Origin of the sequence: Bacillus siamensis KCTC 13613, from assembly GCF_000262045.1 — a bacterium.
GTDB lineage: Bacteria > Bacillota > Bacilli > Bacillales > Bacillaceae > Bacillus > Bacillus siamensis.
Map to the genome: position 1 here is coordinate 220,213 of NZ_AJVF01000039.1, position 17,781 is coordinate 237,993.

General features: G+C 47.3%; 18 protein-coding genes. 10 read left to right on the top strand and 8 right to left on the bottom strand.

Annotation, left to right across the window (positions count from 1 at the left end; all coding sequences use genetic code 11):
• Positions 1 to 10: 10 nt before the first annotated feature.
• Genes dltB through Y79_RS0109725 form a run of 3 tightly spaced genes read right to left on the bottom strand, consistent with a single transcriptional unit; the run spans position 11 to position 2,865 of the window.
• Complete coding sequence (gene dltB / locus Y79_RS0109715; protein WP_016937495.1) at positions 11 to 1,192, bottom strand: D-alanyl-lipoteichoic acid biosynthesis protein DltB; 1,182 nt, start codon at positions 1,190 to 1,192, stop codon at positions 11 to 13.
• The gene (gene dltA, locus Y79_RS0109720) at positions 1,189 to 2,700 is read right to left on the bottom strand and encodes a D-alanine--poly(phosphoribitol) ligase subunit DltA (RefSeq protein ID WP_016937496.1); all 1,512 of its coding nucleotides are present in this window, start codon (positions 2,698 to 2,700) and stop codon (positions 1,189 to 1,191) included. The genes dltB and dltA overlap by 4 nt, the downstream gene beginning before the upstream one ends.
• 15 nt (positions 2,701 to 2,715) lie before the next feature.
• On the bottom strand, positions 2,716 to 2,865 hold the full coding sequence (locus tag Y79_RS0109725) for a teichoic acid D-Ala incorporation-associated protein DltX (protein ID WP_013354059.1): 150 nt from the start codon (positions 2,863 to 2,865) through the stop codon (positions 2,716 to 2,718).
• 443 nt (positions 2,866 to 3,308) lie between these two features.
• On the opposite strand from Y79_RS0109725, the gene Y79_RS0109735 reads away from it, so the two are divergent.
• From Y79_RS0109735 to Y79_RS0109745, 3 genes are all read left to right on the top strand, one after another.
• A complete protein-coding gene (locus tag Y79_RS0109735; RefSeq protein ID WP_016937498.1) occupies positions 3,309 to 4,250 on the top strand; it encodes a 1,4-dihydroxy-2-naphthoate polyprenyltransferase in 942 nt (313 codons plus the stop codon).
• A gap of 121 nt (positions 4,251 to 4,371) precedes the next feature.
• Entirely contained in the window at positions 4,372 to 5,004 is a 633-nt protein-coding gene (gene ywaC / locus Y79_RS0109740) for a GTP pyrophosphokinase YwaC (RefSeq protein WP_007407732.1), read from the top strand.
• Between the two features lie 278 nt (positions 5,005 to 5,282).
• Complete coding sequence (locus tag Y79_RS0109745; protein WP_016937499.1) at positions 5,283 to 6,143, top strand: glycosyltransferase family 8 protein; 861 nt, start codon at positions 5,283 to 5,285, stop codon at positions 6,141 to 6,143.
• A gap of 53 nt (positions 6,144 to 6,196) precedes the next feature.
• Here the strand turns inward: Y79_RS0109745 and Y79_RS0109750 are convergent, their stop codons facing one another.
• Positions 6,197 to 7,945, bottom strand: coding sequence for a S8 family peptidase (locus tag Y79_RS0109750; protein WP_016937500.1), 1,749 nt, complete (start codon positions 7,943 to 7,945; stop codon positions 6,197 to 6,199).
• Positions 7,946 to 8,108: 163 nt separating this feature from the next.
• Here Y79_RS0109750 and celB point away from each other — a divergent pair, with 163 nt between their 5' ends.
• Entirely contained in the window at positions 8,109 to 9,443 is a 1,335-nt protein-coding gene (celB, locus tag Y79_RS0109755) for a PTS cellobiose transporter subunit IIC (protein WP_016937501.1), read from the top strand.
• A 28-nt stretch (positions 9,444 to 9,471) separates the two neighbouring features.
• Here the strand turns inward: celB and Y79_RS0109760 are convergent, their stop codons facing one another.
• A complete protein-coding gene (locus tag Y79_RS0109760) occupies positions 9,472 to 9,855 on the bottom strand; it encodes a VOC family protein (protein WP_016937502.1) in 384 nt (127 codons plus the stop codon).
• An 84-nt stretch (positions 9,856 to 9,939) separates the two neighbouring features.
• On the opposite strand from Y79_RS0109760, the gene Y79_RS0109765 reads away from it, so the two are divergent.
• Positions 9,940 to 11,127, top strand: a complete 1,188-nt coding sequence (locus Y79_RS0109765) for a class I SAM-dependent rRNA methyltransferase (RefSeq protein ID WP_016937503.1) — start codon at positions 9,940 to 9,942, stop codon at positions 11,125 to 11,127.
• 36 nt (positions 11,128 to 11,163) lie between these two features.
• On the opposite strand, the gene Y79_RS0109770 is transcribed toward Y79_RS0109765, so the two are convergent.
• The 3 genes from Y79_RS0109770 to Y79_RS0109780 form a co-directional block, all read right to left on the bottom strand.
• Positions 11,164 to 11,358 carry a YwbE family protein gene (locus tag Y79_RS0109770; protein WP_016937504.1) on the bottom strand — a complete coding sequence of 65 codons (195 nt, stop codon included), beginning with the start codon at positions 11,356 to 11,358 and terminating at the stop codon, positions 11,164 to 11,166.
• A 125-nt stretch (positions 11,359 to 11,483) separates the two neighbouring features.
• Complete coding sequence (locus Y79_RS0109775) at positions 11,484 to 12,164, bottom strand: CidB/LrgB family autolysis modulator (RefSeq protein ID WP_012118753.1); 681 nt, start codon at positions 12,162 to 12,164, stop codon at positions 11,484 to 11,486.
• Entirely contained in the window at positions 12,146 to 12,532 is a 387-nt protein-coding gene (locus Y79_RS0109780) for a CidA/LrgA family holin-like protein (protein ID WP_016937505.1), read from the bottom strand. The genes Y79_RS0109775 and Y79_RS0109780 overlap by 19 nt, the downstream gene beginning before the upstream one ends.
• A gap of 106 nt (positions 12,533 to 12,638) precedes the next feature.
• On the opposite strand from Y79_RS0109780, the gene cidR reads away from it, so the two are divergent.
• The 5 genes from cidR to efeO all read left to right on the top strand — a co-directional run bounded on the left by cidR (position 12,639) and on the right by efeO (position 17,765).
• A complete protein-coding gene (gene cidR, locus Y79_RS0109785) occupies positions 12,639 to 13,547 on the top strand; it encodes a cidABC operon transcriptional activator CidR (RefSeq protein WP_016937506.1) in 909 nt (302 codons plus the stop codon).
• 2 nt (positions 13,548 to 13,549) lie between these two features.
• Positions 13,550 to 14,368 (top strand): hydroxyethylthiazole kinase, encoded by an 819-nt coding sequence (thiM, locus tag Y79_RS0109790; protein ID WP_016937507.1) that lies wholly within the window; start codon positions 13,550 to 13,552, stop codon positions 14,366 to 14,368.
• On the top strand, positions 14,365 to 15,033 hold the full coding sequence (thiE, locus tag Y79_RS0109795) for a thiamine phosphate synthase (RefSeq protein WP_016937508.1): 669 nt from the start codon (positions 14,365 to 14,367) through the stop codon (positions 15,031 to 15,033). The genes thiM and thiE overlap by 4 nt, the downstream gene beginning before the upstream one ends.
• Positions 15,034 to 15,168: 135 nt before the next feature.
• Positions 15,169 to 16,617 carry an FTR1 family protein gene (locus Y79_RS0109800; RefSeq protein ID WP_016937509.1) on the top strand — a complete coding sequence of 483 codons (1,449 nt, stop codon included), beginning with the start codon at positions 15,169 to 15,171 and terminating at the stop codon, positions 16,615 to 16,617.
• Positions 16,614 to 17,765, top strand: coding sequence for an iron uptake system protein EfeO (gene efeO / locus Y79_RS0109805; RefSeq protein ID WP_016937510.1), 1,152 nt, complete (start codon positions 16,614 to 16,616; stop codon positions 17,763 to 17,765). The genes Y79_RS0109800 and efeO overlap by 4 nt, the downstream gene beginning before the upstream one ends.
• Positions 17,766 to 17,781: the final 16 nt, after the last annotated feature.

The window sequence follows — 17,781 nt, forward strand, 5'->3', positions numbered from 1 at the left end:
TCAATCTCCTTTAGTGATGAAATGGTTTTCCTGAGAAAATATAAAATCCGAAACATACGAAATGGAATGTGATGACGATGGCTAAAAACGCCGTAAAACGATTGGCGGGCAGCCACTTGTATTTCTTATTCCATTTCTCAAAAAAGTTATACCCCGTCATTAACACGGCATGGTACAGGCCGTACACAATATATTGCAGGGCGAGCCCGTGCCAGACGCCCATCAGCATGAACAGCAGGAAATACCCGATGTTCGAGACGGCCATCCGGTTCTTTATCCATTTTTTCTTTGTCATCCAGAAAACAAAGCGCATAAATACGTAGTCTCTGAACCAAAAGGATAAGGACATGTGCCAGCGGTTCCAGAAGTCTTTAATGTTTCTGCTGATAAACGGCTTATTAAAGTTTTCCGGAGATTTGATACCCATAATGTAGCTGACACCGACGGCAAACATCGTGTAGCCCGCAAAGTCGAAAAACAGGTACAAGCTGTATCCGTACATGTACAGCACATTGCTCCACAGTTTGCTGTGGGTGATATGAGACAGATTCATAATGAAATACGTGTTAATCGCATATCCGATAATGAATTTGTACAAGAAACCGATAAAAATTTTATGAATGCCGGTATACAGTAAATCAGCATATTCTCCCTTTGTCCATACTTTCTGTTCGTCCTTGGCAAATCTGCGGTATCTGTCGATCGGACCGGAAGAAATGGTCGGGAAAAACATAATAAAGTACAAAAGGCGGTGAAGCGGCATTTTTTCTTTAATCAGCCCGTCTCTCGTTTCCATGATCAGCTGGACGCCTTTAAATGTCAAATAAGAAATTCCTAAGAAACTGATCAGGTTATGAACCGGATGGTGAGGCACCGGCGGAAAGAAAAACGGCCATAATTTAGATAAAAACAGGGGTAAAATGGACGCGATCACGGCCATGCTGAAGACAAAGCCGCTGTTGGCTTTCAGTCTGTAAGCGAGATACCCCCTGATTAACAGCACCTGCCACAGCGTAAAGATACATAGTGCAATGACGCCGTGCAGATCATGCGAGAAAATCAAAGCCAATACGATGATGGATATAAACATGTTGTATCCTTGGAATCTCTTGCCGTTCAGCCCTAAAATAATCGTCGGCAAGAGAAGGATTCCAAGTAAGATAAAAAAGAAAAACGAGCTGTAAGGCGTCATACAAGAACCTCTTCGCCAATGCGTTTACGGTCGATTTTTCCGTTCGCAGTCATTTGAATGTGATCCTGATAAATGAATTTTCTCGGAATCATGTAAGCCGGAAGCGAAGCGGCCAGCTCTTTCTTAATAGCGCTTGTCAGCTGGAATTCTTTTTCGAAATCATGTTTTTCAGGCACGATGGCGGCAATTAGATATTCGACAGGTCCGTTAGGCTGATACGGGATGACAACCGCTGAGCGTACATATTGAGACTGCCTTACATGCACTTCGATTTCCTCAAGCTCCATTCGGTAGCCGTGAAGCTTTATCTGGAAATCCAGGCGTCCTTGGCAGAAAATCTGACCTTCTTGAGCATAACCGGCATCACCCGTATGATATGCCCACTGTCCGTCAACAGAGAAAAACGCTTTTTCCGTCAGAGACGGCTCGCCGAGATACCCTTTGCTTACGCTCGGGCCGGCAATGATGATTTCCCCTTTTTCTCCGTCCGGAAGCTTATTCCCGTTTTCATCCATGATGAAGATATTCATATCAGGTTTTGCAAATCCGACGGGCAGAGATTCATTTTCATCGATGACCTGCTGCGTGATTTCAACGGAGGTGACGGCAACCGTTGTTTCAGTCGGGCCGTATGTATTGAATACGCGGGCCTTCGGAAAACGGTTTAACAGTTCCTGTGCCACGGCAGCCGGAAGCGCTTCTCCGCAAAACATAAATACTTCTGCGTCAGGCAGGAGCTCCTGCGTAAAGCCGGGGTCCATCAGACACATTTGGACGAAAGACGGCGTCGATGTCCAGACGTTCAATTTGGATTTCTCCAGCTCTTCAAATAGTACTTTCGGTTTATTGATTTTGTCTTTTGTTACACAGTGCAGCGTACCTCCCGTTTGAAGCGACGGGAAAATGTCCATGACAGATAAATCAAAAGAAAACGGAGCTTGGTTTAAGAATGTCTTGCCTTCGCCCACAGGAAAATCCCTGCAGATCCAGTCTGTGAAGCTTTGCAGGTTATCAGCTGATATCTGCACGCCCTTCGGATTTCCCGTGCTGCCGGACGTGTAAATAATGTAAAACGTGTCCTGATCTTTTACCCAGTTCTCACGGCTGAGGTCTGCATCTCCGTCAGCTGCAAGCTCTTCGGGTGTAACGGTTTTAATCAGATTGCTCCCCGTATCGACTGCATCGCCCGATACGCTGATGAGCAGCTCTGCGCCTGAGCTTTCAATGATTTTGACGATCCGCTCTGCCGGAATGGACACATCGACAGGGATGTAAGGGCGGCCCGCTTTGACGCTTCCTAAGAAAGAAACGATCATATTCGGCTCCATATGTCCGTAAACCAGGACAGGTGTTTTCGAACCGTCAGCCGTATGTTTTTGAATGCCGGACGCAACCCGCTCCGACAAATCCCATAATTCCCCGTAAGTGAGGGAATGATCTAAGGAACGAAACGCTTCTGCCTGAGGCTTGGCGTCTGCATATGTTTTTATAGCATCAAGTAGTTTCATAGTTATCCTCCCCGATTAGAAATCGTTGTAAATATAAGTGCCGGTATTGGCTGTATGAAATCCATACATCCAAAAGAGCAATACTAATATCAGAAAATAAAAGCCCGTATGAAACGTCCATTTAACCAATGTATTTTCATAAGCACGTTTTAATTTTTGCATCATGTTAAAATTCCTTCCCCGCGTATTCAATAATTACACCAGTATATGACGATTAGATTAACAAAAAGTTTCAAAATATGTCTAATATCCTAAGCTTAAAATTTCCTTAAAAATGAATGAGAAACAAAAGGATGGAAAATACGCATGTATAAATTGGCAAATGATCATACTAAAAAAGCGCATGTTCAGGCGGGATTTTTAACTTATCGTAAATATAAATGAGGTAAAAAAATTTCGGCGGCTTTTTCTTACGCAGGCTTGTGCCGAACCCCAATGGGGAAGGGCGGAAAGCCGTTTTCGGCAGCAAAGCTGACGGAGCGCCGCATCTTGTGAAATGGGGAAGAAATTATTATGATAGATAAGGTAGCAGAAAACATAAAAACCCCAATTCAACACTACTGTTATCGGCTGACTGTGAAAGCCTTTTAATAGAAAGGAAGAGGAAAATGAATCAAAACAATATGGGAGGCAGCCAAAAGACGCCTGAAAAAGAAAGCATGGGCCGCATTTTATGGCAGTTAACCCGCCCTCATACATTGACGGCATCGTTTGTGCCCGTACTTCTCGGCACTGTATTGGCGATGTTTTACGTAAAGGTTGATTTCCTGCTGTTTTTGGCCATGCTGTTTTCCTGCCTTTGGATCCAGATCGCCACGAACTTATTCAATGAATATTACGATTTTAAACGCGGTTTAGATACGGAGGATTCTGTCGGTATCGGCGGAGCGATCGTCCGCCACGGCATGAAGCCGAAAACGATTCTGCAGCTGGCGCTCGGCTCTTATGCGATTGCCCTCGTGCTCGGTGTTTATATCTGCATGAGCAGCAGCTGGTGGCTTGCGGCAATCGGCCTTGCCGGCATGCTGATCGGCTACCTGTATACGGGCGGCCCGCTGCCGATTGCGTATACACCGTTCGGTGAACTATTCTCCGGTATTTGCATGGGCTCTGTGTTTGTCCTTATTTCTTTCTTCATTCAGACTGGCGGAATTAATGAACAGAGCATTTTGATTTCCATCCCGATCGCCATCTTGGTCGGCGCGATTAACCTGTCCAATAATATCCGTGATATTGAAGAAGATAAAAAGGGCGGACGTAAAACGCTGGCGATTTTGATGGGGCATAGGGGAGCCGTCATGATACTGGCCGCGTCCTTTGCTATCGCCTACATCTGGATCGTCGGTCTTGTTATCATGGGATATACAAGCCCGTGGCTGTTCCTGGTCTTTTTGAGCGTGCCGAAACCCGTTCAGGCCGTGAAAGGCTTCGTGAAAAACGAAATGCCGATGAACATGATTATTGCGATGAAATCAACGGCGCAAACCAATACATTCTTCGGATTCCTGCTTTCCATCGGACTCCTGATCAATTATTTCCTGATCAAATGACAAGGCAAATGCCATAACGGCATTTGCTTTTTTTATGACATAATCTTCACGATTTTGTAAAGAACCTGACCGCCGACCGAACCGTCTGATATGTGGACAGCAAAGCAAGGAGATGAAAAAAATGGACTTGTCAACAGCCCATATGGATGATTTAAAAACGGTCATGGAAGATTGGAAAAATGAATTATTAGTTTATAAATTCGCTTTAGATGAGCTGGATACGAAGTTTTCTATCATCAGTCAGGAATATAATCTGATTCACGGGCATAACCCGATCGAGCATACAAAATCACGCGTTAAAAGTTTCGAGAGTATCGTCAATAAACTGATGCGCAAAGGCTGCGATGTGACGACGCAAGAAATGAAAGAGCATATTCATGATATCGCAGGTGTCAGGATTATCTGTTCTTTTATATCAGATATTTATAATGTCGCTGAGGTTTTGAAACAGCATAAGGACCTGAAGATCGTGAAGGTGAAGGATTATATTAAACATCCGAAGCCGAACGGCTACCGCAGCCTGCATTTGATTATTGAAATTCCCGTCTATTTGACGAATCGGGTGGAATATGTGAAGGCGGAAATCCAAATCCGCACCATCGCCATGGATTTTTGGGCGAGCCTTGAGCATAAAATTTATTACAAATTAAATAACGAAGTCCCGAAGCATCTGACTGACGAGCTGAAGGAAGCGGCGGACATCGCCCATTATTTAGACGAAAAGATGCTTGGGATTAAGAAAGAAGTCGATTAACCGATTGGCGCATTACAAACAGCCGGACTGCAAATAAAAGCGGTCCGGCTGTTTGTTTATCCAATGACGCTCACCGTTTTTCGCTGTCGGCCTTGATGGGCTTGCCGCCGTTCACATAGACCTCGCCGCTAAGATCATTTTCTTTCCTCACTCCAAACAAAGAAGAAAGATATCAACTCGTCAACAGCACATTCCCGCAGAAAAAATGTGTAAGATCGGGGTTTACTTTTGAAAAAAAGGGAAAGAAAATGATACAACAAAAAGGGAGATGAATATCAGTGGGAAAGAATGAAACAATGCATATCGTATCATGTGCCGATGATAATTATGCTCGTCATTTGGGTGGGATGTTCGCTTCTTTATTGATGAATATGGATAAAACAAGGAATGCCAAATTATATGTGATCGACGGCGGAATTACTGCCGAAAACAAGGACAAGCTTGAACAGACTGCGATGTCATTCGGAACGCCGCTTGAATTTTTAGAAGTGGATGCTGATCAATACAAACATGCGGTCGAAAGCAGCCACATTACAAAAGCGGCTTATTACCGCATTTCCATACCTGATTTAATTAAGGATGAGTCCGTAAAGCGGATGATTTACATTGATTGCGATGCAATTGTGATGGAAGATATTTCGGTTTTATGGGATTTGGATATTTCCCCGGCAATAGTTGCGGCAGTAGAAGATGCCGGACAGCATGAAAGACTGAAAAAAATGAATATCAGCGACACGGCCAAGTATTTCAATTCCGGCATTATGATTATAGATTTTGAACCTTGGAGAAAACAGAATATTTCCAAAAAAGTGATTGATTTTATCAATGAAAACAGTTCGGAGGATTTTCTCGTGTTTCATGATCAGGACGCGCTTAACGCGGTCTTATATGATCAATGGCATGAACTGCATCCGCGCTGGAACGCGCAGACGCATATTATCATGAATGAGAAAACGCCTCCTGAACTGATCGACCGTATACGTTACAGAGAAACACGGGCCGAACCGGCCATCGTCCATTTCTGCGGCGGAGACAAGCCTTGGAATACAGGCACCGCGCACCCGTACCGTGATCATTATTTCCGATATATGTCCTTTACGAAATGGAACACGATCGATCGCCCGGCCATGAACCAATAGGCAGATGGGAGAAAAACGCTTATGAAGCCATGATGCGGCTCATAAGCGTTTTTTTAATGTTTCACCCGAATCGCACGCACGCGTTTTTGCAGGCTGGTCTTTTCAGCAGATGGCTTCAGCAGGCTGACCGCCGTTTGGGCCGCTGATTTTGCCTTTTTCGTTTTGGTTTTTTCGGCCGTTTTCACTTTGTCCCTTGCCTGCTTCCGGTTGAGTTTCTCTTTTATCCGGTCAAGCCGTTTTTCCAGAGCGGTTTTTTCTTTTCCCGGCTGAAGCTCGCTGACTGCTTTTTTGGCTTTTGCAGCGTTGGCCTCAGAGGTCTTTTTTTCGGCCTGTCTGACGCTGGCCCCAGCAGTTTTCAAAAGGCCTGAATTGACAGCGTCAAGCCGCTTTTGCAGCCCTTTTTTCTCTGATCCGGCCGGTAATTTCCGGATGGCGCTTTGTGCCGCATTAACGGCGGTTTTTTTCTTTTGTTTTTCGGCAGTCCGGACTTTGTCTTTGGCGTCCGTCACATTTCTTGCTGTCTGAACTTTATTGATTCGGGACTCGAGGGCGGTTTTTCCCTTTGACTTGGAAAGCTTGCTGACGGCCGTTTTTGCTTGATTGATATCTGCCTGCTTTTTCGTTTTTTCCGCTTTTATTACGGCCCGTTCGGCAAAGCTCTTTTGCTTTGCGTGATATTGCGCCAGCCCGTACCCGAATTGGCTGTCACGTCCGGGAGCGCCCAGATCTTTGATGTTTTGCTGCATCTGCTGCCGGAGCTGTGTATTTGTTTCTTCCGGATATTTTTGCTTGAGCAGTGCGAACATTCCGGTGACGTGCGGCGCGGCTTGAGATGTGCCGTCAGCCACGGCGTACATTTGATTCAGGTACGTGCTCGTAATATTGGTGCCGGGTGCGGTAAATTCAATTTGTTTTCCGGTCGTGGAAAAAGCCGCAAGACCGTTTTTTTCGGTTGACGCTGAGACTGCCGTTACGCTGCTGTAGGCGCCCGGATAATTGACGGGTTTTTTGTTGCCGTCGTTTCCTGCGGCGGCTACGATCACAATGCCTTTTTTGTATGCTTTGTCGACGGCGTCGTGAAGAATTTTGCTGTCTGCGTTAGTTCCGAGACTCATATTGATGATGTCCATTTTGTTGGCGATGGACCAGTCGATCGCTTTAAGAAGGCTTTTGAGATCTCCCGCGCCTTTTCTGTCCAATGCTTTAACCGCATATAACCGGACATCCGGCGCGATGCCGTCAATGCCGTATCCGTCATGTTTGGCGGCAATGATGCCGGCGACATGCGTACCGTGCCCGTTGTCATCTTTGTATGAAGATGTATAGCTGACTGCGGAATAGCCTCCCGCAATGGAAAGGTCATCGTGAGGGTAAATGCCGCTGTCAATGACAGCCACTTTCACCTTTTTTCCCGTCAAGCCTTCTTTCCAGGCCTGCTTGACCTGAGTGGGCTCTATATCCCATTGCGGCAGCGTGTAACTGCTGCTTGAGGCCGCTGTTAACGGGTGGATATCAGAACCGCCTGCTGCCTGAAAGGATACATTGTCTTCAACATATAAAATGTCAGGATCATGTTTCAGGTCTTTCACCGTTTCCGAATCAGCCGACACGGCGACTGCGGGAAGATGCTGATAGGTCTGTTCTACATCCGCTCCGCTGTCTATGGCGGACTCCTTGCCGTTATTATTTTTGTAGACCACGATAACGTCCCGGTCCTGTGTCTCGGCGTGAGCGGGTGCCGCGGCGGCGAACAGGGTGACGCACAAGGCCGCGGCCATGATCGGTTTCAGGGTGTGATACATTGTGATTCCCCCTTTTTCTTTATATATCGGCAGTGCGGAATTCTTTTTTTCCTAAGGGATAAGGAAAATTTCTGTATGCAAATGTAAGCGTTTCCAAAATATGATGGAGAAAATGCTTTAAGACATCTGCGCAATGAACTCAAAAAGGGGGGTTTTTTGATAAATGAGTACGTTTAATCGGGTAATGGAAGAAAAAATCATGCCTGTCGCCGGAAAAGTCGCCGGCCAAAGGCACTTAAGAGCTTTGCGGGACGGCATTATTTTGACTATGCCGCTTATTATCATCGGATCGGTTTTTCTGATTCTGACGAGTCTTCCGATTCCCGGTTATGCCGATTTTATGGCTGGTCTTTTCGGTGAAAATTGGGTTGAAAAGCTTGGGTATCCCGTGAATGCGTCCTTTGACATTATGGCGCTTGTCGCCGCCTTCGGGATTGCTTACCGGCTTGCGGAAAGCTATGAGGTCGATGCCCTGTCGTCGGGAGCCATTGCCCTTGCCGCCTTTTTATTGGCGACACCGTATCAGATTCCTTTTATTCCTGACGGCTCGTCAACAGAGATTATGGTGGGGGGCGGCATTCCGATTTCGCTGCTCGGAAGCAAAGGTCTGTTTGTCGCGATGATCATAGCAATGCTGTCTACGGAAGTGTACCGGTTTATCGTACAAAGAAATATCGTCATTAAGATGCCTGACGGAGTGCCGCCTGCGGTCAGCAAATCGTTTGTTGCGCTCATCCCCGGTTTCATTATTATTACGCTCGTATGGCTGGCCCGTCTGTTTATTGAAATAACTCCTTTTAAAAGCCTCCACAATGTCGTAGGCGATCTGCTGGGCACCCCGCTGTCTATTTTGGGCGGGAGTCTCGGCGGAAGTCTTATCGCCGAATTCGTGCAAATGCTGCTTTGGTCGTGCGGCATACACGGCGCGTCCATTATCGGCGGCGTCATGTCGCCGATCTGGTACGGGGCGATGGACGCCAACCGTTTGGCTTTTCAGGCGGGAGAAGCGCTGCCGAGCATTTTTACGACACAGTTCTTTCAAATATGGATCAATGTCGGCGGAAGCGGCGCAACGCTTGCCCTTGTGCTGACCATGCTTGTGCGCTCCAGAAGCAAACAGATGAAACAGCTCGGCCGACTCGGCATCGGACCCGCGATCTTTAACATTAACGAGCCGATTATTTTCGGGATGCCGCTCGTCATGAATCCGCTGTTAATCGTGCCTTTTATCATCGCACCGCTCTTGACCATTACGGCGACGTACATCGGGATGAGCACGGGAATGGTGGCAAAACCGGCGGGAATCGCCGTGCCGTGGACGATGCCGCCGCTGATTTCCGGTTATCTGGCGACGGGCGGGAAAATCTCCGGTTCGGTCATGCAGCTGATCAACCTCCTGATTACATTTATCATTTATTATCCGTTTTTCAGAATGTGGGATCTTCAAAAATGGAGAGAGGAACGGGCAGCAGAACAAAACGTCACAGAAGAAATATAAAAAAAACGGGCGCTTCTGCCCGTTTTTTTTAACGCTGGAAAAATTCGATCCATTCGCCGTCAGGTCCTTCAATGTAAAAGTAGCGGTACCCGTTCGGAAGCGTCGTGATTTCTTCATCGATAAATACGGCGCCCTGACGCATTGCATGCGTGAATTCCGCCGCGATATCTTCAGTTAATAAAGCGATATGATGCACTTTTCCTTCTGCGGGGAGCTCGCTGCTGTAGCCTTGAATCAGCTCAATCTCCGTCTCAGGCCCTTCCTGAAAGCCGAGAAAAGCAAGTTCAATAATGCCGTTCGTATGAGTGATACGATCCTTTAACTGCATACCGAGAACGTCTTGGTAAAAAGCAATGGATGTTTCAATATCTTTGACCATAATGCCTGTATGGTCGATTCTTTTGGCTGTCATGGTTTTCCCCCTGTTTTGAATTTTTCGGGACAATGCATGTTTTATGGTACGATAAGAGAAAGCAAAACGAAAGAGGAATGCACAATGAAGCTACTTACAGTGAAAGATACATTTGCCGGAAAGCTGAAAAAAGGATTCCCCCTGATTGAAAAAGACGCTCTGTCCGGAAGCTCGGCTCACTTAACAGAGGGCGATCTTTTTGATGTAACATCCGAGAAGGGCGAATTTATCGGGAAAGGCTATTACGGTTTGCAGAATAAAGGAGTCGGCTGGGTGCTGTCCCGTGCGAGAGACGAACAAATCGACGGACGTTTCTTTCTGAACAAGCTGAAAAAAGCGGCTGAAGCAAGAGTCCATCTGTTTGAGGCGCCCGATACGACGGCGTTCCGTCTGTTCAACGGTGAGGGCGACGGCATCGGCGGCGTCACCATTGATGTCTATGACGGTTATCTGCTGATTCAGTGGTACAGCAAAGGCATTTACGCATATAAGGACAGTTTGATTGAGGCGATTGACGGCCTGGAGCTTTCTTATAAGGCGATCTACGAAAAGAAACGGTTTGATACCGCCGGACAGTACGTGGAAGACGACGACTTTGTCAAAGGTGAAAGAGGAGACTTTCCAATCATTGTCCAAGAAAACGGCATACAGTATGCGGTGGATTTAAACGACGGGGCGATGACAGGCATTTTCTTAGACCAGCGTCATGTACGCAAAGCGATTCGGGACAAGTATGCAAACGGCAGACGGGTGTTGAATACGTTCTCTTATACGGGGGCATTTTCGGTTGCGGCGGCGCTTGGAGGAGCTGAAAAAACGACCAGTGTCGATGTCGCCAACCGCAGTCTTGCAAAAACGATTGAACAGTTCAGCGCCAACGGAATTGATTACGAAGCACATGATATTAAAGTCATGGATGTTTTCAAATACTTCGGCTATGCGGAGAAAAAAGGGCTGGCGTTTGACCTCATCATCCTTGACCCGCCTTCTTTCGCCCGTACAAAAAAACGGACGTTCAGCGCGGCGAAAGATTATAAAAACCTGCTGAAGGAAACGATCGCCATCACCGCAAAAAACGGCATCATCGTTGCATCGACAAACAGCAGCGCCTTCAATATGAAGAAATTTAAAGGCTTTATAGAGACCGCCTTCAAAGAAACAAACGAGCGTTACGACATTTTGGAAGAATATACGCTTCCGGAAGATTTCAAAACGATTCCCGCGTTTAAAGAAGGGAACTATTTGAAAGTTGTTTTCTTACGGAAAAAATAAACAAAAAAAGCCGGGCATGCAGCCCCGGCTTTTTTTCTATTCAATAATCTGCTGGACCCGGCCGATTCGCCCGTCCTCCAGGCGAACCTTAATGCCGCGCGGGTGGAAGCTTGAGTTCGTCAAAATATCTTTCACGATTCCTCTTGTCAGCTTTCCTGAACGCTGATCGGCTTTCAAGACGATATCGACTTCAAGCCCTTTTCTGATGCTGTTTCGCTGCTGGCCGTTCATATGACACATCCGTTCTTCAGACTTTTTATTTCATGTCTTATCATATCGTGTTTTCGTCTTTTTATGAAGGACAGACTGATTGATCTCTGGCAAATAAAAAAGACCGCTCTGTCAGGAGCAGTCTTTTATGACATAAACGAAAGCAAAATCGGGGCCGCGCACAGCGTCATAATCGCGGCGAGAATCATGGACACGCTTGAGATCGTACCTGAAACGGAGCTGAGCTCAAATGCTTTAGATGTTCCCGCTCCGTGTGCGCTTGTTCCGAGCAGCACGCCCCGGGCAATTTCGTTATCAATGCGGAAATAGCGGATGACCATCGGCCCGATGATCGTTCCCAATAAAGCCGTTAAAATGACGAAAACCGCTGTAACGGCCGGCATCCCGCCGATCATTTCTGATACGTTCATGGCAATCGGCGTCGTCACTGATCGCGGCACGAGACTGTCGACTAAGCTGCTGCCGAGATGGAACCATTTTGCGATAAAGGCCGTTGACAGAATGGCGATACATGAACCGACCGCTACGTTCAAAATAATTTCCACGGCGTATTTCTTTAAAATCGGGAAATATTTATAAAGCGGGATGGCGAACGCCACTGTTGCCGGCTGAAGCATATCGGTCAGCAGTCCGCCGCCGAGATTGTATGTCTGATACGGGACATTGACAAGAAGCAGCAGTACGACCAAAACAGCGGGCGTAATCAGAAGCGGCGACGTATACACCCGCGGAAAACGAATGTAGAGTTTTTTCGCGCCCAAATACACTAAGACAGTTAAGAATAAACTTATGATTCCGATGAACACGTTTGTTTTTTCTCCTTTCTTTTTGCTATCAGCTGTGTAAGCGTACCTGTTGAAACCATCACGACAAATGTGCTGATGATGACGACAAGTAAAATGCTTACACCGAATTTAGACATAATATCTCCGTATTCAATCACTCCGACGGCAGACGGGATGAAAAACAACAGCAGCTCACCAAGGAGCCATGCTGCGCCAAGCTCGATCCATTCAAGCTTGATAATCTTGAAATGCAACAATGTGAAAAGAATCACAATCCCGATTATACTGCCGGGAATATTTATATGAAGAGCCGCCGTGACCCAATTGATCAGACGCGCAAATATAAACAGCAGAGCGATTTGAATAACGGTAAGCAACAATTTTTTCATAATGATGCCTCCCTTATATTTATATTGTACATAAGGTTTTGCTATAGGTAAAATATATATAAAGAATAATATGTATTCCTTTTGTCTATAGAAAGGATGAAATGAAATGGACATCCGGCACTTAACGTACTTCTTGGAAGTGGCCCGTTTGAAAAGTTTTACGAAGGCTTCGCAGTCACTGTATGTTTCACAGCCGACAATTTCAAAAATGATTAAAAATCTGGAGACGGAGCTCGGCATCAAGCTGTTTTACCGCAATGGCCGGCAGGTTGAACTGACTGATGCCGGACAGAGCATGTATGTGCAGGCGCAGGAAATCACAAAGTCATTTCAAAACCTGACATCAGAGCTGAATGATATTATGGAGGTAAAGAAAGGGCATGTCCGCATCGGATTGCCGCCGATGATCGGGTCGGGCTTTTTCCCGAGAGTGCTCGGTGACTTCCGCGTCACATATCCCGATGTGACGTTTCAGCTCGTAGAAGACGGCTCTATTAAAGTGCAGCAAGGTGTGGAGGACGGCTCGCTTGATATCGGGGTCGTCGTGCTTCCCGCGAATGAAGAGATTTTTCATACGTTTACAATCGTAAAGGAAACCCTCATGCTCGTCGTCCATCCGTTACATCGGCTCGCGGACGAGAAAGAATGCAGTCTTCACGAATTGAAAGAAGAGCCGTTCATCTTTTTCAGGGAGGATTTTGTCCTTCACAATCGAATTATGACGGAATGTGTGAAAGCCGGGTTCAGGCCGCACGTCATTTATGAAACGTCACAGTGGGACTTTATCAGCGAAATGGTATCGGCCAATCTCGGCATCGGCCTGCTGCCGGAAAGAATCTGCCGCGGCCTTGATCCTGAGAAAGTCAAAACCATTCCGCTCGTTCACCCGGTCATTCCGTGGCATTTAGCCATCATTTGGCGGAAGGACCGCTACATGTCCTTTGCCGCCAGAGCCTGGCTGGAACATACAAAATCGTACTTGTGGAATCCGAAAAAGAGAAAAAAGGATGATTAAGCATGGATGCACAAACCGCAGCTCAACACTTGAGTAAAGTGCGGGAGCAATGCCCGCTCGTTCACAGTATCACCAATAACGTCGTCACGAACTTCACCGCTAACGGCCTGCTCGCGCTCGGCGCATCACCCGTTATGGCTTATGCAATTGAGGAGGCCGCCGACATGGCGAAAATCGCCGGAGCGCTCGTCCTGAATATAGGCACCCTCAGTCCGGCATCGGTTGAAGCTATGATCGCCGCGGGAAAATCAGCCAACGAAAACGGCGTTCCGGTCATTTTTGATCCGGTAGGCGCCGGCGCCACGCCGTTTCGGACGGCATCAGCCCGCAAAATCATACAGGAGGTCCGCTTGTCCGTCATTCGCGGAAATGCCGCGGAAATCGCCAATATTGCCGACGTATCCGATTGGAAGATAAGAGGCGTGGATGCTGGGGAAGGCGGAGGAGATACGCTTCAGCTCGCCAAGACGGCTGCAAGCGGGCTGAAAACGGTCATTGCGATTACCGGAAAAACTGACATCATCTCTGACGGCACCGACACATACGCCGTTCATAACGGTGATAAACTGCTGACGAAGGTGACGGGGGCGGGATGCCTGCTGACGTCTGTAATCGGAGCCTTCTGCGCAGCGGGCCAGGATGTTCTGCAAGCGGCGGTTTCAGCCGTTTCTGTATACGGAAGCGCCGCTCAGCTTGCCGCTTTGGACACGTCTCACAAGGGCCCGGGCAGCTTCCAGATTGAGCTTTTAAACAAGCTGGCAAGCATTTCAGAACAAGAAGCGGTCGAGCTTGCTGCAATTGAAAGGATGACAGAAAAATGACGCGTATTTCTCGGGAAATGATGAAGGATATGTTATCGGTTTATTTTATTATGGGATCAAATAATACTGACGCAGACCCCGTGTCTGTGGTGAAAAAAGCCATAGAGGGCGGCGCTACGCTTTTTCAATTTCGGGAAAAGGGGAGCGGTTCTTTAACAGGGGAGGAACGTGTCCAGTTTGCAAAGCAGGTGCAGGATGTCTGCAGACAGGCCGGCATTCCTTTCATCATTAATGATGATGTTGAATTGGCCTTGCGCCTTAAGGCGGACGGAGTGCATATCGGCCAGGATGATGCAGACGCTGCAGAAACGAGAGCGGCAATCGGTGATATGATTCTCGGTGTATCTGCACATAATGTCTCCGAGGTGAAGCGGGCGGAAGCTGCCGGAGCCGATTACGTCGGAATGGGACCGGTCTATCCGACCGAAACGAAAAAAGATGCTGAAGCTGTGCAGGGCGTTACATTGATTGAAGAAGTGCGGCGTCAGGGCATCACGATTCCGATTGTGGGAATCGGCGGCATTACGGCGGCGAATGCGGCGCCCGTCATTAAAGCGGGAGCAGACGGCGTCAGCATGATCAGCGCTATCAGCCAATCCGATGATCCAAAAGAGGCGGCGCGCAGATTTTTTGAAGAAATTCAGCGTTCCAAAGCAAAAAGCTGACATGTTTCTGTCAGGAGGGCTGTCCGGGGAGGACGGCCCTTTTTTTGTATGCGCAACTTTTTATTGACAAAGGCCGAGATCGGACTATGATTATGATATATAATGATAATCATTTTCAACTACAGGAGGTGCATGATGGCACGGAAGCTTGCTTTCATGTTATTCAGCCTGCTCGTCATAGCCAGTTCTTCTGCCGTGGCGAAAGGCGCTGATCCCATCGCTTCACTTATCAGCCTGAATCAGCAAATGATTCAATCTGCAAAGGACGGAAACCTGCAATCCGCCGAAAAAACATTTTCACAATTCAAAACAGTATGGAAAAAAGAAGAGCCTGCTATTAAAAAAGAAAATCTATCTTCCTATTCAAAAATGAACTCCAATATCGCAATGATTTCACTTTCTTTGCTTAATAAAGACACCAAAAAGGTACAGGCGGAGCTTTCTGAGCTGGGGTCCCATTTAGAAACCTACCGGCAGGCCGTCACATTAAAAGGCGCAGCCGGCGGGAGCTCAAGGCTTACACTCTCAGCCTATATTCAAAGCTTAAAAGAGACAAAACAGCTGATCAAAAGCAGCCAAAGTGCTGAAGCCCAAGCAAAAATCGATCAGCTTGTCACGAATTGGCTGGCTGTCGAAGGAGACGTCGTATCCCAATCCAAAACGGCCTACACGACCTCAGAAGAGAATCTGGCACTCATGAAGGCGGAAGCCGAAAACCGCCCGGATCAGGCCGTTAAACATATTGACGAAATGATTCAGCTCCTTGAGCCGATTGCGTCAAGCAGCTACAGCTGGCTGGACGCCGCTCTTATCCCGATAAGAGAGGGAATGGAGGCGCTTCTTGTGATCGGCGCGCTGTTGACGATGACGAAAAAAGCCCGGGTCACCCGTTCATCCGCTTGGATCTGGGGCGGAGCGTCACTCGGCATGCTCGTCTCTCTCGGGGCGGGAGTCGGCGTCACCCTGCTGTTTTCCTCAAACATTTTCGGAGAAAACAATTTTCTGCTCGGCGGCGTGACCGGCATTCTGTCTGCCGTGATGCTCCTGTTTGTCGGCGTCTGGCTCCACCGCAACGCTTCAATGGATAAATGGCGGGAAAAAATCAATACACAAAAATCGCAGGCGCTTAAAAAAGGAAGTCTGCTGTCCTTCGCGCTGATCGCCTTTTTGGCAGTGGTCAGAGAAGGGCTTGAAACGGTAATCTTTTTTATCGGCCTCGTCGGCAAGCTGCCGCTTACCGAATTAATAGGAGGAACCGCAGCGGGATTGCTGATCCTTACGGCAGCGGGTTTTCTCATGATTAAGCTCGGAATGCGGATTCCGTTAAAGCCGTTCTTTCTGCTGTCCATGGCCGTCGTTTTGTATATGTGCGTGAAATTTCTCGGTACGGGCATCCACAGCCTGCAGCTGGCGGATATTCTCCCGTCTGACGCTGAAAGCTGGCTTCCGTCGGTATCGTTTCTCGGCATCTATCCGTCGGTTTTCAGCACCATTCCGCAGCTGTTCATCATTGGCTTTTTAGCCGCAGCACTCATCATGGAAGCCGTAAAATTAAAATCGAATAGAAGGGAAGTTGCAAAATGAAACAGATCCGGAAAGCGGCTTTATCAGCCGGCTTACTCCTCGCTCTGTGCTCGGGCTGCGGCGCTCAGCAGTCAGCGTCTGACAAAGGAGCTGAAAAAAACAGTGTAAATCAGGACATCAAAGCATCAGTGGACAAAATGGAGGATATTCTGACCAAACTGAATGAATCCGTTAAAAAACAAGACCGGAAAGGCATTCAGCAAAAAGGAAAAGAACTGAACAGCTACTGGCTCTCATTTGAAAATAAAATCCGCGGAGATTATCCGTTTGAATACACGGATATCGAAAAGCACCTGCAGCCGATTTATACAGAAGCACAAAAAGATAAGCCTGATACAGAGAAGATTAAATCGGAATCTATATCGCTGACAGCCTCGCTGGAGGAGCTGACGGGCGCTGGAAAAAGCAGCAAAAAGGCCAGTGGCCAGCTCAAGAAAGCGGCGGGTGACTATAAAACATATGTCAAAGAACAGAGCGATCAGCTTGTAAAATCGACCGAAGCGTTCACAGACGCCGTCAAGGCGGGTGACATCGATCAAGCGAAACAACTTTACCCGAAGGCGCGCGTCTATTATGAGCGAATTGAACCGATTGCCGAAAGCCTCGGCACGCTTGATCCGAAAATCGATGCCAGAGAAAATGATGTGGAAGAAGGCGGCAAATGGACGGGCTTCCACAAGCTTGAAAAAGCGCTCTGGAAGGACAATCAGATTTCTGGCGAAAAAGAAACGGCCTCCGTCCTGTTAAAGGATGTGAAGAAGCTTGACGGTTCTATCGATTCTCTCAAACTGACACCTGAACAAATCGTCGCTGGCGCCATGGAGCTTCTGAATGAAGCGGGCATCTCAAAAATCACGGGTGAAGAAGAACGTTACTCCCGCATTGATTTAACAGATCTGGCCGCCAACGTCGAAGGCTCAAAAGCCGTCTATGAAACAGTGAAAAGCGCGCTTGTGAAAGATCATTCCGGCGTCACGGAAAAACTTGATACGGAATTCAGCGAATTTGAAGTTTTGATGTCGAAATACAAAACGGGCGATCATTCGTATACGCCTTATGATAAATTAAGTAAAGATCAAATCAGAGAGATAAGCACGAAGCTGACGGCCCTTTCTGAAACCATGTCGAAGATTGCCGATGTGCTTTAAAAGGAGTTATGACACA

Coding starts and splice junctions, on each gene's coding strand:
- dltB (WP_016937495.1), bottom strand. CDS start 1,192: ATGACGCCTTACAGCTCGTTTTTCTTTTTTATCTTACTTGGAATCCTT.
- dltA (WP_016937496.1), bottom strand. CDS start 2,700: ATGAAACTACTTGATGCTATAAAAACATATGCAGACGCCAAGCCTCAG.
- Y79_RS0109725 (WP_013354059.1), bottom strand. CDS start 2,865: ATGATGCAAAAATTAAAACGTGCTTATGAAAATACATTGGTTAAATGG.
- Y79_RS0109735 (WP_016937498.1), top strand. CDS start 3,309: ATGAATCAAAACAATATGGGAGGCAGCCAAAAGACGCCTGAAAAAGAA.
- ywaC (WP_007407732.1), top strand. CDS start 4,372: ATGGACTTGTCAACAGCCCATATGGATGATTTAAAAACGGTCATGGAA.
- Y79_RS0109750 (WP_016937500.1), bottom strand. CDS start 7,945: ATGTATCACACCCTGAAACCGATCATGGCCGCGGCCTTGTGCGTCACC.
- celB (WP_016937501.1), top strand. CDS start 8,109: ATGAGTACGTTTAATCGGGTAATGGAAGAAAAAATCATGCCTGTCGCC.
- Y79_RS0109760 (WP_016937502.1), bottom strand. CDS start 9,855: ATGACAGCCAAAAGAATCGACCATACAGGCATTATGGTCAAAGATATT.
- Y79_RS0109765 (WP_016937503.1), top strand. CDS start 9,940: ATGAAGCTACTTACAGTGAAAGATACATTTGCCGGAAAGCTGAAAAAA.
- Y79_RS0109770 (WP_016937504.1), bottom strand. CDS start 11,358: ATGAACGGCCAGCAGCGAAACAGCATCAGAAAAGGGCTTGAAGTCGAT.
- Y79_RS0109780 (WP_016937505.1), bottom strand. CDS start 12,532: ATGAAAAAATTGTTGCTTACCGTTATTCAAATCGCTCTGCTGTTTATA.
- cidR (WP_016937506.1), top strand. CDS start 12,639: ATGGACATCCGGCACTTAACGTACTTCTTGGAAGTGGCCCGTTTGAAA.
- thiM (WP_016937507.1), top strand. CDS start 13,550: ATGGATGCACAAACCGCAGCTCAACACTTGAGTAAAGTGCGGGAGCAA.
- thiE (WP_016937508.1), top strand. CDS start 14,365: ATGACGCGTATTTCTCGGGAAATGATGAAGGATATGTTATCGGTTTAT.
- Y79_RS0109800 (WP_016937509.1), top strand. CDS start 15,169: ATGGCACGGAAGCTTGCTTTCATGTTATTCAGCCTGCTCGTCATAGCC.
- efeO (WP_016937510.1), top strand. CDS start 16,614: ATGAAACAGATCCGGAAAGCGGCTTTATCAGCCGGCTTACTCCTCGCT.